This window comes from Ochrobactrum chromiisoli (assembly GCF_026241335.1).
In the GTDB taxonomy this organism is placed as follows: Bacteria; Pseudomonadota; Alphaproteobacteria; order Rhizobiales; family Rhizobiaceae; genus Brucella; species Brucella chromiisoli.
The window spans coordinates 62,796-76,336 of the sequence record NZ_JAPHAV010000008.1 but is presented as its reverse complement, the minus strand read 5'-3'; the positions used below and the strand labels follow the sequence as shown (position 1 = coordinate 76,336).

Sequence of the window (13,541 nt, the reverse complement as noted above, 5' to 3'; positions counted from 1 at the left end):
AGCCAAAATGGGTTCAGAACAGGTAAATGCCTTGATTCAGACGTTAATTTCGCTGAGGCTTATCTAATATTACCGTATCTAAGGACTCAGGTAGAATACGCAAACTCGGAATATGAGAACCCAGGAAGAACGGCCCTTTGGAAAGTATCGAACGCGCAATCAGAAATGCATTCGCAAAGTCGGATGCACATAACCCTGCCACCCGTCAGCGTATCTACGAAGCGGCCTGGGGCGCGCATGAGCGCGCGCTGGTGTCCAATTCAGCGCTTAGCGAAGAGCAGAGGCAGCAGCGTCGTCAGAAGGTGAAAAATGCGATCTCGGAAATAGAAGCCGAGTTTAAGTCTTCTCAGGCGGCCAGTGCTATGCGCGAGCCAACGCTGGACTCGCCTTATTCCGCCGACCCTGTGTTGGATGGAGGCGCTTTTGACGCTGGTCCCGCGCTCGATACTGCGGACATTCGTTCGGCATCCAAAAAGAACAAGCGTGCATCGGCCGATCTTGGTTATGAAGCGGGTGTTTCGCGCAAAGACCGCAAGAAAAAGCGGCGTTCGCCGTTTTTGAGTTTCGGTGTTCCAGTGCTGGTCATCGTTGTGCTGGGACTGATCGGCTTTTCGCTCTATAACAGCTTTGCCGATTTCACACGCGGCGGCAGTTCAAGCCCGCTTCTGACAGACAATCGTATGGCTCCGATCAAGGAAGGTGAAGATCCGGAAGGACGCACCTGGATCAATATTTTTACACCCGCCGATGCAACGCGGATGTCAGTGCAGGGCGGTGCCACGGCTGAAATCATGCGCGAAGGCACGAACAGCTTTGCGCGGCTTCAGTCGAAGGGCCCAAATGACAGCGTGACGTTTGATGTGGGCGAGGGCGTGCTCAGCCAGCTTGCAGGCAAGAAGGCAACGTTTGACATTGTTGCCCGCAGTGAAGATGGCAAGCCAACACAAATGTCGGTCAATTGTGATTTCGCGGGTCTCGGCGATTGCGGACGCCGACGCTATGACGTTCGGGATTCTGTGAGCGACTTTCTGTTCGACCAGGATTTTGCGAAGGCTGAGGCCGGTGGTCGCGCAGGCAAGATTACCATCAATTCCGATCTCAGTGGCGCAGGCAAGCCTGTTGATATTTTTGCTATCCGCGTCACAACGGCTGTTGAGTAATCAGCTTAACAGTTTTTCCAGCGTTTCAAGCCGATCCGCTTCGCGCGGCGGCTTGTCCCAGCGCAGCCGAGAAAAGCGCGGAAAGCGCATGGCGACACCAGACTTGTGACGGCTGGAGCGGTTGAGGCCTTCAAAGGCAACTTCCACCACCAATCCATGATCGGGCTCGGCCCGAACGGACCGCACCGGACCAAAGCGCTCAAGCGTGTTTTCGCGCACAAATTTGTCGAGAAGTTTTAGCTCCTCATCGGTGAAACCGAAATAGGCTTTTCCGACCGGGACGAGAGCGGGATTTTCTTCCGGTCCTGTCCACACGGCGAAGGTGAAATCTGAATAATAGCTTGAGCGCTTGCCATGCCCACGCTGTGCATAGACCACAACAGCATCGACTGTGAATGGATCGCGCTTCCATTTGAACCATGGGCCCTTTGGGCGTCCCGGCACATAGGCGCTGTCATGCCGTTTGAGCATAAGCCCTTCGATCACCGGATGCGGTGGATTAAGACGCAATTTCGCGAGTTCATCAAAGTTCGAAAATTGAAGGACCGGCGACAGATCAAAGCGTCGTTTATCAAGCTTTTCAACGAATTGAGTGAGCCGCGCGCGTCGTTCTGAGAAGGGCAGTGCGCGCAGATCTTCACCAGATTGCTGCGTGCCCTCGTGCAAAAGATCATAGGCACGGATGAAGGCCGGATATTCGCGCAATTGTTTGGCTGTCACCGTTTTGCGATTAAGCCGCTGCTGTAAATCGGAAAATGTCGCAGTTTCTAGACCCGTTTCGCCATGGTGGCCAACAAGCAATTCGCCATCAATAGAGCCTTCGAAATCCATGGCCTCCAGCACATCGGGAAAGGCGGAAGAAATATCGTCGCCGGTGCGCGAATAAAGCCGCCGCACACCGTTTTCTGCAACGGCCTGCACGCGAATTCCATCCCATTTCCATTCGGCGCTATAGGCAGATGGATCAAGCGAGGGAATTTCGACCTCATCCAGCGCCGTTGCCAGCATGACGGGTCGGAATGGTGCGTCGGCAGTGGCGGCAGGCTTTGGGCCATGACCCTCAAGCCATGCAAAAAGTGCCGTGAAGGGCGGCGTCTGTCCGTGCCAGAGTTCTTCGATTTCCACCACATCCACACCGCCAAAATCTGCCAGTGCCTGCTTGGCAAGACGGGCGGAAACGCCGATGCGCAAGCCCCCGGTCACTAGCTTCAAAAGCGCATAACGCTCTGATATGCCAAGCAGATCGAGCCAGCCAGCCACAAGCTGCGGCCCCTCACGGCGTGAGGCGTTTTGCAACTCATGCACGACAACGCTGAGCGGCAGGTTGGCACCCGCAGGCGTTTCTCGCGGACCGGGCCAGATCAGCGAAATCGTTTCGGCAAGATCGCCGACATAATCATAGGAATAAGCAAAAAGCGTAGGGTCCGTGCGCTCGGTAATCAGTGCGCGCAGCATAGCAGGCTTGACGCTTTGCAATTCCAGATCGCGGGTGATGGCTGAAAGTGCAAGGCCACGATCAGGATCAGGTGTGGTGCGGAAATAATCGATCAGCAGTCGCAATTTGCCATTGCGCTGGGGTGTGAGGACAAGGCGGTCGAGAAGTTCAGCGAAAGCACGCATCAATCGCCCTCATCTTCGTAGCCGATAAGATGGAGCGGGCGCGCTGGGATATTTTGCAGCTCGCACCAGCGCACCAGCGCTTCTTCACGCCCATGTGTCACCCAGACTTCCGCAGGTTTTATCTCGCTGATGGTTGTGGTCAGCTCGTCCCAGTCACAGTGATCAGATATGATGAGTGGCAGTTCGACACCGCGTTGCTTTGCGCGCTGGCGGATACGCATCCAGCCCGATGCAAAGGCGGGTAGTGGATCGGGGAAACGTCGTGCCCAGCGATCGGCAAATGCGGAGGGTGGGCCGACGACGATCTTGCCAGCAAAATCGGGCGCAGCTTCACCACGTTCGAGCGTTGCAGGTTCCAACCGACCAAGATCGATCTCTTGTGTGCGATAATAATCGCAGAGCTTTTGCAGGCTGCCGTGAATATAGATTGGCTCGTCATAACCCGCATCGCGAATGAGTTTTATAACGCGCTGCGCTTTGCCAAGCGAATATGCCCCCACCAGATGCGCGCGTTCAGGAAATTGTGTGAGTGATTTCCGCAAAGTTGCAATTTCATGCGCCGCTTCGGGATGGCGAAATACGGGCAGTGCAAAGGTCGCTTCGGTGATAAAAACATCACAGGTAACAGGCTCAAAGGGCGCGCAGGTTGGATCGGCGGCACGTTTATAATCGCCTGAAGCGACAATGCGCGTGCCATCTTTTTCAACTGCAATTTGTGCGGAGCCAAGCACATGGCCTGCCGGATGAAAGCTGACGGTGACGCCGTTTACATTTAGCACTGCGCCTAAATCGGCCGATTGTGTGCTGCCTGCGAAATCTGCACCATAGCGGATTGCCATGATGTCGAGCGTCTGTTGCGTCGCAAGCACATGAGCATGTCCGGCACGCGCATGATCGGAATGTCCGTGGGTGATCAGCGCGCGATCAACAGGCCGCACCGGATCAATGTAAAAATCGCCGGGCGGGCAATAGAGACCTTTGGGTGTGGAACGCAGCAACTGATCATAGCGCATGATTTATTAGATAGGTCAGTAACTTCCCGCTGAAAAGAGCGCGCAAAACGAACTTCTCACAAAATGAGAACAAAAGTGAACAAATCTCTTGGCGAGACGCCTCGTGAGCACTAGATTGAGTGCGTGACACTGAACCTGACACCCACTTCTAAGGCCGCTGCCTTTCACTTGCCAGACCGTTTTATAAAATGGTTTGCGCAAAAGGGCTGGTCGCCGCGCGCGCATCAGCTTGAATTACTATCGCGCGCCGAGCAGGGGCAATCGACACTGCTGATTGCGCCAACGGGGGCGGGCAAGACGCTTGCAGGTTTTCTGCCTGCGCTGGTCGATCTGGAGCGGAGTGGCAGCAAAAAGCCTGGTATGGCAAAGCGCGGTGTGCATACGTTGTATATCTCGCCTCTAAAGGCGCTTGCGGTCGATATTCATCGAAATCTGACCATACCCGTCGAGGAAATGGGACTCGACATCACGATTGAGACCCGGACGGGTGATACACCCGCACATAAGCGTCAGCGGCAGAAACTCGCACCGCCTGATATTTTGCTCACTACGCCGGAGCAACTGGCTTTGCTTATTGCCTCTAAAGGGGCTGAGCAGTTTTTCAAGGGTCTGCGTTATGTGGTGCTGGATGAACTGCACTCACTGGTTATCTCAAAACGCGGTCATCTGCTTGCGCTGGGGCTTGCGCGTCTGCGCCTTCTGCAACCGCAAATGCAGACAATCGGTTTGTCGGCGACTGTGGCGCAACCTGACGAGTTGCGTCGCTGGCTGGTCGAGCAGGATGATACAGAGCCAAAATCCGGTCTGGTTACGGTTGATGGCGGGGCCAAACCCGAAATTACTATTCTCGATTCAGAGGAACGGGTGCCGTGGGCGGGGCATTCGTCGCACTATGCGATCCCGGATATTTATGAGGCTGTCCGCACGCATCGCACGACGCTGCTGTTCGTTAACACGCGCAGTCAGGCGGAGATGCTGTTTCAGGAGCTTTGGCGCGTCAACGAGGACACGCTGCCGATTGCCCTGCATCACGGCTCACTCGATGCCAGCCAGCGCCGCAAGGTGGAACAGGCGATGGCGGCGAATACTTTGCGCGCTGTCGTTGCCACCTCAACGCTCGATTTAGGCATTGACTGGGGCGATGTCGATCTGGTCATTCATGTCGGCGCACCAAAGGGCGCAAGTCGACTTGCGCAGCGGATCGGTCGCGCCAATCACCGTATGGATGAGCCGAGCCGTGCCATTCTGGTGCCTGCCAATCGCTTCGAGGTGCTGGAGTGCCGTGCGGCGCTCGACGCAAATTATCTTGGCGCGCAGGATACGCCGCCGCTGATTGATGGCGCGCTGGATGTTCTGGCGCAGCATGTGCTGGGCATGGCCTGTGCCGAGCCCTTCAACGCCGACCAGCTTTATCGGGAAGTACGAAGTGCAGCACCTTATTCCAGTCTCTCACGCGAAACCTTTGACCAAATTCTCGATTTTGTGGCGACCGGCGGCTATGCGCTCAAGACCTATGAGCGTTTTGCTAAAATCCGCAAGACTGTTGATGGCACATGGCGGGTTTCAAACCCGCGCATCGCGCAGCAATATCGCCTGAATATTGGTACGATTGTCGAAGCGCCGGAGTTGAATGTCCGGCTTACGCGTGGCGGCAAGGGCGCAAATGCGAGAGGCGGTCGTGTGCTGGGCCGCATTGAAGAATATTTCCTCGAAACGCTGACACCGGGCGACACATTCCTATTTGCGGGCAAAGTGCTGCGATTTGAAGGCATTCGTGAGAACGAATGCATGGCTTCCAACGCTGCCGGACAGGATGCCAAAATTCCCGTCTATGCAGGTGGAAAATTTCCGCTTTCCACTTATCTCGCATCTGAGGTGCGCGCCATGTTGGCGGATCGTTCGCGCTGGCAGTTCCTGCCGGAACAGGTGCGCGAATGGCTGGAAGTGCAGGCGTTTAAATCCGTTCTGCCGCGAGAAGACGAGTTGCTGATCGAAACGTTCCCCAAAGGCGGGCGTTTCTATATGGTCGCCTATCCGTTTGAGGGCAGGCTGGCGCATCAGACGCTTGGCATGTTGCTGACCCGCCGTCTTGAGCGCATGGGTGCGCATCCGCTCGGCTTTGTCGCGACCGATTATTCGCTGGGGCTTTGGGGCCTCAAAGACATGGGTGCGATGATTGGTTCTGGCAAATTAAGCCTCAAACAGCTGTTCGATGAAGACATGTTAGGGGACGATCTCGAAGCATGGCTTGATGAAAGCTATCTCCTGAAGCGCACCTTCCGCAATTGTGCCGTGATTTCGGGGCTTATCGAGCGACGACATCCGGGGCAGGAGAAAACGGGCCGTCAGGTGACGGTTTCGACTGATCTGATCTATGATGTGCTGAGAACCCACGAACCGGACCATATTTTGCTACAGGCAACGCGTGCCGATGCGGCAGCCGGGCTTCTCGACATCAAGCGTCTTGGCGACATGCTGGCGCGTGTGAAGGGCCATCTGCTGCATAAGCCGCTGGCGCGTATTTCTCCGCTGGCGCTGCCTGTGATGCTTGAAATCGGGCGCGAGCGCGTGGCCGGTGAGGGCGATGATATGCTGCTTGAAGAAGCAGCCGATGATCTGATTAGAGAAGCAACGCAATGAGTATAGCAGTCTGGGGAAATGGTGAGGCTTATAGTCTGGCGCATGCGGAATTGTGCGGCGTTGCGACGATCTACGATCCTTGCGGCGCACTCTTTCTGCCGGACCTCGATATGCTGGTGGTTTCGGATTTGCATCTTGAAAAGGGCTCGTCTTTTGCCCGGCGTGGACAGCTCATTCCGCCTTATGATACGGCTGCCACACTCGACATGCTGGCTTCGGTCATTGCGCGCTATCAGCCGCGAACCGTTATCAGTCTCGGCGACAGTTTTCACGATGCAAAGGCCAGCGAGCGTCTCCCATCGTTATATGCGATCCGTCTTAAATCGTTGATGGAACGCCGCGACTGGTTCTGGATTACCGGCAATCATGACCCTGATCGCCCAGCCGATTTGCCCGGCGATTGCGTTGAGGAGCTTGCAATCGGACCGCTGAGTTTCCGTCATGAGCCATCGCGCTCAAAGGCAGAAGGCGAGGTGGCAGGCCATCTTCATCCGGCAGCACGGATCATCCGGCGAGGGCGGTCGGTGCGGCGTCCATGTTTTGCGAGCGACGGCGAAAGGCTGATCATGCCTGCATTTGGTGCTTATACGGGCGCGCTCAATGTGCTGGATCGCGCGTTTCGCGGGCTGTTCGTTGATGCAAGCTTGCGTGCCTATATGCTGGGGCAGGGCAAAATTTACCCGATTGCGCATAGTGCGCTGGTCGGTGGTTAGTCTTTTCTGAAAAGAATTCGTCCGGCCCAACCGGTGAAGACAGCTAAAAACACGGCAAATAAACCGTAATAGAAGCTGTATTTGTGCGCTGCATCATAGATGCTCTGCTCCACACCGGCTTTCACAATTTCAAGGCTGGCATTGGCTTCGCGCAGAAAAACACCGTTGCGAAATAACAGCGCTCGCGCCTTATGACGCCCCACGGGAACATTGGCAGAAAGGTTCAGCGTTGCACGAAACAGGGTGCGGGAGAGAAATTCAACACCGCCGATGCGCTGACTGTAAAGGCCTTGGCGGATTTTCATTTCGCGCAGTTCATTACCAAAGGTCAGGATATTTCCTGAAAGGCTCGCCGGATCTTCGGGCCTGAGATAAAAATTACGAACGCCGACCGAAAGCTGGCGGTATAGCTTGTCATCTGCGATGTCCTGAAGATTACGCGTCGAAGCGAGCGAATAGGACAGTGGCACGCCAAGAAATGTTTCAGAATCTGCATTGACCCAGACACCGAGATAACGCTCCTTCTTGCGCACGACGAGATCGCGGGATGGGCCTTGTAGCACGACGATAATGTCATAGCGCCCCTGACGCTGGATCACTGGGTCGGCATTGTCGAGTGCGCCGAAAATGGTAAGGTCTGTACCGCCAAAATTAGAAGTGATGGCAATTGTTTCGGTCGAAAGACCGATCTCAATTGTCTCTTCGGCCGGGTTTTGCAATTGCGGCACAGTATTTCCATCGCCGCTTGAATTGATCTGCGCAGATGCCGGGAATGCTGCAAAGCTGAATAACACAACTGATATGAGCGTGAGTTTCCTCATGTCACATATCCGCAATCGAGATCGAGAACAGATTGTCGGGCCGTACGAACAGGCCGAAAGCAAGGCGTAAGCCCACGGCAAGCACCAGCAAAGCCAGCAGCAAGCGTAACTGTTCGCCACGCAGCTTCTGTCCTGCGCGTGCGCCATATTGCGCACCGATCACGCCGCCAAGCATCAGCAGGAATGCCAGCACGATGTCGATTGACTGGTTGGTCGTCGCCTGCATCACCGTGGTGAAAGCCGTGACAAAGGTAATCTGAAACAGCGATGTACCGACAACCACATTGGTTGGCACATGCAGCAGATAAATGAGCGCAGGCACCATGATGAAGCCGCCACCGACACCCATCACGGATGACAGAAGGCCGATGAAGAAACCAATACCAAGCACCGGAATGATGCTGACATAGATTGTTGAAGCGCGGAACCGCATCTTGAAGGGAAGCTTGTGTATCCAAGTGTGCTGGCCGGGGCGGCGAATGGCACCCGCCTGTCCCTTTTTCACGCGGCGCAGCGCGCGTACGCTTTCAACCAGCATCAATCCGCCGACTGTGCCTAAGAAGAAGACGTAGAGGATCGAAACGATCAGGTCGAGCTGTCCGAGATCACGCAACCACGAGAAAACGAAAATACCGAGGAGCGATCCCAGTATACCGCCGGCGACCAGAAACAGCCCGAGTTTTATATCAAGCGTTCGCCGTTTGAAATGCGCGAGAGCACCTGAAACCGACGAAGCGATAACCTGATTTGCGCCGGTTGCAACGGCAATAGCGGGCGGGATGTTATAAAAGATCAGCAGTGGCGTGATGAGAAACCCGCCGCCCACGCCGAACAATCCCGATAGAAAGCCCACGGCTGCGCCCATGCCGAGCAGAACCAGCATGTTGACCGACAATTCCGCAATGGGAAGGTAAATACCCAATTCCGAACCCGGTTTTTTACAACGCACACCATTCAGCACTTTGCGGTCGCGCTATGCCGCAAGAGCTGTATTAGAGCGTGTCCGGTCTGATAAAATCAGATCGGCGCTCTAATCTTTTGTTTTAACGCGCATCTTTTCCTAAACCCGTTTAACACTTTTCAGGATGCGCTCTAACCTGTTCAATTGTCTTGCTCTTTCACCAAGGGGAAGTCAAACTCCGATTGAGAATAGAGTTACTTTGCTGAATGATGGGTGAAGAAAATGGCACATTGTTGTTTATGAACAACAATGTGGAGTGCCAATCCTATGCATTGGGCCCAAAACTGAGGCCTATTTGTTCTTTTCGAGCAGGAGCTGCACGAGTTGCTGGTTGACTTCGCCGGTCGGCTCCTGCCCATTGGCTTTCTGAATTTCCGCGATCGCGTTGCGGGTTCTGTTCCCCATCACGCCATCGGCTGTGCCAACATCATAGCCGTTTTTTTGCAGGATGAGCTGGATATTGCGAACAGCTTTTTTCATATCCACAGAAGCCGTTGTGACAGGCTTTTCGTCTGACCAACCTTCAGGTATGTCGAGCGAATTGGCGTCCGGATTAAGTGGCTTCGCCTTCCAGAGTTCCACTGTGCCTTTGGCACGCTCAAGCTTCTCAGGCGTCAGTGCGGCGCCAATCTGATCACGCTTGTCGGCTGCGTCCTTGTCTCCAGCTTTTGCCGCAAGTGCAAACCACTTGTAGCTTTCTTCGAGGTTAACCGGCATTCCAAGACCTTTGGCAGCCAGAATTCCCAGATTATACTGGCTGTCCTTGACGCCCCGTTCTGCCGCTTCGGTAAACCAGTGTACAGCCGATGCATTGTCCGGCGAGCCGCTGGCACCCGAAGCATAAAGCACAGCCAGATTGTGCATTGCGCTGGCATTGCCCGCTTGTGCTGACTGCTGATAAAAATCGATGGCTTTGGCGAGATTACGGGAGATGCCAAGCCCCTTTTCATTCATGTTCCCAAGGCGATAAAGCGCAGGGGCAAAGCCTTTTGAAGCCGATTTTTCAAACCAGTTTGCCGCTTGCGTCAGGTCTTTTGTAACGCCCTGACCTTCCGCATAGCGATTGCCGATTTCAAACAAGGCGCGTGGATCGCCCGCAGCTGCTGCTTCACGCAACGCGGCAGGGCCAGCATCCACAGGCACATCTTGCGTTGTTGCTTCAGGTTCCTGAGCTACAGCCGTATCGGGAATAGCCTGTTCCTGTGGTTCGGTCGGTGCCTGCGGCGTTAAAAGATTGCTTTCCTGCTGTGGCTTGGCAATCGTTGTCTCAGGCGCAACCATTTCCGGCATGGGCTGCATGGTTGCTGGCGCAGGCTCAGAAGCAGGGGCGAGGGAAGCTGTGGTCGCTTTATCGATTTCCGGCGCTGCTGTTTTTGCAACAAGCTCGGCCTGCTCTTTGTTTTCAAGAAAAGCAGCACCCACCTGCAAACCAGCGATTGCCATCATCACCGCACCCATTGCCATCAGGATCGGCTTGCGCTGACGGGTGAAGAGACTGCTGATCGATCCCTTCTTTTCTGCTGCTGCTTTTTCGGAGCTTTGTTCAAGCTTGCTCGATTCGTCGGCAGCTTGCTGTGCCGCACGGCGCGCAACGCTGATCAGGTCGGCTTTGCCGCTTGGTTTGGCTTTGGCGTCGTCCTGTTGGTTGCGCTCTTCGCGCACGCGCTTCATGATCGTGTTCAGATCAAGCAGGCTGTCATTATCGGGCTGAACAGAATCAAGTGATGCGCTCAGTTCCGGTTCCTGCCGTGTCTTTGGTGAAAGCGTGTGCGGCGCCAGTGTTTTGGGTGTCAGTTTTGCAAGCTTTTCCTCACCATGCGCTGTATCGGTTGCAGCTTTTTCAGCCGGCTTGGTTTTAAGCGTTGGGAGTGCATTTGCTGCTGTAGAATACGGATTTGCAACGGGCTTGGACTTGGGCGACGTGTCGGCGTTGATGACGATCTGCTGCTCAAGGGTAGCCAATCGATCAACAACTTTGACCAGCGTCTCATGTACGATGTCGAATGTCCTGGCATTGCGCTCGTCCGCATTGCGCGCGAGTGCTTCAAGCGACTTCATATCGTTGGCAAGCTGGAGTGCAATCGCGGTGTCGTGCTGCGAACCGTGCTTTAAAACACTGGCAACGGCGGCTTCGGCGGCTTCTCTTGCCGCATCCAGCACCGTTTCGCGGTTGTTCACAATAGCATGTTCGATTGTATCAAGACGCGGCTTTAATTCTTCAAATTCTGCCGATGGTCTGGCAAGCTGGAGTGCAAGATTTGCGATCTGGTTTTCGAGACCGCGAATGGCTTCGCTTTCAGCAAACGAAGATTCGTCGACATGTGGTGTCTGCAGAAGGCTGAGTGAAATCTGCTGTGATATATCGTCGAGCCGTCCTTCAAGCGTATGCAAAACACCGCCATCGGCGTAGTGGCTTGCATATTGCGCATCCAGTCGCTTGGTCAATTCCTTAAAGCGGTTATCGATCTTTTCCAGAAGGCCAGGGTTTGGATCGCGCGTCCATTTCTCAACCACTGCAAGCTTTTCACCGATGGCCTCAAGTCGCGCATCGACGCTGTCATAATCGGACTGATTCAGATTTTCCATAACCTTGCCGACCTGATGGGCAAGGAGATTGATCTGTTGTGCCAATTGCTCAATTGTATTTTCGGGCAGGTGCGCCTCTTGGCTTAAAGCATCAATACGCTGCGAAAGTTCGCCGAGACGACGAAACAGCATATCGGCATTCTGTGCGGCGTCTGAACTGTCAAGCTGCTGGGCCAGCTCCGTAAGGCGGCGTTCAATGCGCTCCAGACGCATTGCTTCTTCGTGATTGGAGTGCTGGTGCTGATTGGCTGCAATGACGCAGCGACTGATATCATCCAAACGCTGGTCAATCTGGCGCAGTGTGTTGCGTTCCAACGATGATGTGCGTGGTTCGTCGCGCAGTTCTGCAAAGCGCGGTGCTGGCTGGCTTGCAAAATGTCCTGCTTCGCTCTTTTCCCTTTCGAGACGCCGCAGATGGTCTGCAATTTCTGCAAGACCTTCAATGCGATTATCAGGGCGTTTATCGGGCACAACGGCGCGTGGGCGAGGGGCCGCTTCTCCAAGATTGGCCAGGCGTTTTTCAAGTTCAGCCAATGTGTTGCTTAGCTCGTCCAAGGCACTTTGTTTTGGGGCAACGGGTGCTGCATGACGCTCACGCAGGGCGTTGAGTTCATCGATGATGGAACGAGAACCGGATGCCTGATGTGTGTTTGCCATGTGAAATTCACTTTTCAAAAACAGTCGAAATTACGGGCCGAATTCACGAACAGGTCGACATAATGATTTGCTAAGTTCATTTTCTTACAAACGTAGTAAATAAGTCGTTAAGAAATGGTTTGATTTTGATGATTGCGACCCCTTCGTTGGGGCGCGTGCGCGCTTTTAAGCACCGGAAAATATTGATTATTCCGTGATGGCGATCTCATGCTGGCGCAATGAGTGGAGCGCTGAGACCGTATCCCCGACGCAGTATCATGGCAGTGCCGGTGACTGCGGCGCACGAAAAATGACGGTGGAAGGCAGCTCTTGTGTTGTTACAATGATGTTCCAAACGAGCTTTCACAAGAAATGCACTTCGATATTATGCTTTGCTGAAAGGCAATTGTTTAGGTTTCTGTTAACCCCAGCAATGGGCTGCAAGCCCATACACCCAAGGGGTGTCACTCTTTCTGTTCAGAAATGGCTTGCCTTTCGACATTGTGGTGACTGTGCTGAAAACACCAAGCCGACATTGTGCAAGATAATCTGCAAACGGACCGGTTTTCTCGCGCGTATCGACACGGGCAAAGGCTCCTCTGAGATTATGCAGATGGATTGCAGTGAGCTGGATTGCATCCTCATCGTTACGCGCCACGATTGGGCCGATAACTTTGCCCCGACCGAATTCGCGGCAGAAGGAATAGCCGACCAGTTGGCCATTGCGTTTCAAGCCAAAGATTTCTGCTTTGTCAGACAGGTGCTTTAACAAACCGGCGCGATTGACGCCGAAAGCCTGAGCGTCCAAATGAGCCAGCGTTTCAAATTCGCTATCCGAAAGACGAACAATGTCACCGTCAGCAAAGGGAATTTCGGGAAGCGTGAGCGCTGTTTCACCCTGACACTGATAGACGGTTGCTTCATTCTTAAACCCTAGCGAAATGTAAAGACTATAGGCGGCATGGGTTGCGTTGAGACTGAGATTTCGACCGCTGCAACGTTCAAGCACCTGATCCATAAGCCAGCGTCCGTTTCCCTGGGCCTGCGCGCGCGGCGATGTGATCACCATCCCAATGGTTGCAAAATCGTCCCCGTAGGGAAACCACATCGCACTTCCGAACACGCGTCCGATCCCGTCAACGGCCACGATACCCCGACCCGTTTGCAGAAGTTGCTCCCAGTCATTGGGACGATGCGGCCAGCGGACGCCCATGGAAAGCGCATGCAGCATGCTGACATCGACATTTGCGATGTCTTGCGCCATCAGTTCAAACGATTTCAGCCGCACTGAATTCTGCATATCAGCGTCCTAACCCAATTCCCTAGCCTGCAATAAGTAGTGTTTTTGATCCTGCCAATGAATGCAATCCGTCTGGCAGACGTATTTTGCC

General features: G+C 54.3%; 9 protein-coding genes. 3 read left to right on the top strand and 6 right to left on the bottom strand.

The window, feature by feature from the left end:
• Nucleotides 1-137 precede the first annotated feature (137 nt).
• The gene (locus OPR82_RS15240; protein ID WP_265985779.1) at nucleotides 138-1,160 is read left to right on the top strand and encodes a hypothetical protein; all 1,023 of its coding nucleotides are present in this window, start codon (nucleotides 138-140) and stop codon (nucleotides 1,158-1,160) included.
• Here the strand turns inward: OPR82_RS15240 and OPR82_RS15235 are convergent, their stop codons facing one another.
• Complete coding sequence (locus OPR82_RS15235) at nucleotides 1,161-2,780, bottom strand: cisplatin damage response ATP-dependent DNA ligase (RefSeq protein ID WP_265985778.1); 1,620 nt, start codon at nucleotides 2,778-2,780, stop codon at nucleotides 1,161-1,163. It abuts the gene before it with no gap.
• Nucleotides 2,780-3,793, bottom strand: coding sequence for a ligase-associated DNA damage response exonuclease (locus OPR82_RS15230; protein WP_265985777.1), 1,014 nt, complete (start codon nucleotides 3,791-3,793; stop codon nucleotides 2,780-2,782). Before OPR82_RS15230 ends, OPR82_RS15235 begins: the two co-directional genes overlap by 1 nt.
• Before the next feature lie 123 nt (nucleotides 3,794-3,916).
• Here OPR82_RS15230 and OPR82_RS15225 point away from each other — a divergent pair, with 123 nt between their 5' ends.
• Complete coding sequence (locus tag OPR82_RS15225; RefSeq protein WP_265985776.1) at nucleotides 3,917-6,433, top strand: ligase-associated DNA damage response DEXH box helicase; 2,517 nt, start codon at nucleotides 3,917-3,919, stop codon at nucleotides 6,431-6,433.
• Nucleotides 6,430-7,146 (top strand): ligase-associated DNA damage response endonuclease PdeM, encoded by a 717-nt coding sequence (gene pdeM / locus OPR82_RS15220; RefSeq protein ID WP_265985775.1) that lies wholly within the window; start codon nucleotides 6,430-6,432, stop codon nucleotides 7,144-7,146. Before OPR82_RS15225 ends, pdeM begins: the two co-directional genes overlap by 4 nt.
• On the opposite strand, the gene OPR82_RS15215 is transcribed toward pdeM, so the two are convergent.
• The 4 genes from OPR82_RS15215 to OPR82_RS15200 form a co-directional block, all read right to left on the bottom strand.
• The gene (locus tag OPR82_RS15215) at nucleotides 7,143-7,967 is read right to left on the bottom strand and encodes a TIGR02186 family protein (protein ID WP_265985774.1); all 825 of its coding nucleotides are present in this window, start codon (nucleotides 7,965-7,967) and stop codon (nucleotides 7,143-7,145) included. The genes pdeM and OPR82_RS15215 overlap by 4 nt on opposite strands.
• Before the next feature lies 1 nt (nucleotide 7,968).
• Nucleotides 7,969-8,850, bottom strand: a complete 882-nt coding sequence (locus OPR82_RS15210) for a sulfite exporter TauE/SafE family protein (protein ID WP_396998447.1) — start codon at nucleotides 8,848-8,850, stop codon at nucleotides 7,969-7,971.
• A gap of 369 nt (nucleotides 8,851-9,219) precedes the next feature.
• Nucleotides 9,220-12,171, bottom strand: coding sequence for a peptidoglycan-binding protein (locus OPR82_RS15205; protein ID WP_396998422.1), 2,952 nt, complete (start codon nucleotides 12,169-12,171; stop codon nucleotides 9,220-9,222).
• Nucleotides 12,172-12,571: 400 nt separating this feature from the next.
• On the bottom strand, nucleotides 12,572-13,450 hold the full coding sequence (locus OPR82_RS15200; protein WP_265985771.1) for a GNAT family N-acetyltransferase: 879 nt from the start codon (nucleotides 13,448-13,450) through the stop codon (nucleotides 12,572-12,574).
• Between the last annotated feature and the right edge of the window lie 91 nt (nucleotides 13,451-13,541).

What these genes read in the sequence shown, in the direction of transcription:
- pdeM (WP_265985775.1), top strand. Translation starts at nt 6,430, where the DNA reads ATGAGTATAGCAGTCTGGGGAAATGGTGAGGCTTATAGTCTGGCGCAT.
- OPR82_RS15235 (WP_265985778.1), bottom strand. Translation starts at nt 2,780, where the DNA reads ATGCGTGCTTTCGCTGAACTTCTCGACCGCCTTGTCCTCACACCCCAG.
- OPR82_RS15200 (WP_265985771.1), bottom strand. Translation starts at nt 13,450, where the DNA reads ATGCAGAATTCAGTGCGGCTGAAATCGTTTGAACTGATGGCGCAAGAC.
- OPR82_RS15210 (WP_396998447.1), bottom strand. Translation starts at nt 8,850, where the DNA reads ATGCTGGTTCTGCTCGGCATGGGCGCAGCCGTGGGCTTTCTATCGGGA.
- OPR82_RS15215 (WP_265985774.1), bottom strand. Translation starts at nt 7,967, where the DNA reads ATGAGGAAACTCACGCTCATATCAGTTGTGTTATTCAGCTTTGCAGCA.
- OPR82_RS15205 (WP_396998422.1), bottom strand. Translation starts at nt 12,171, where the DNA reads ATGGCAAACACACATCAGGCATCCGGTTCTCGTTCCATCATCGATGAA.
- OPR82_RS15230 (WP_265985777.1), bottom strand. Translation starts at nt 3,793, where the DNA reads ATGCGCTATGATCAGTTGCTGCGTTCCACACCCAAAGGTCTCTATTGC.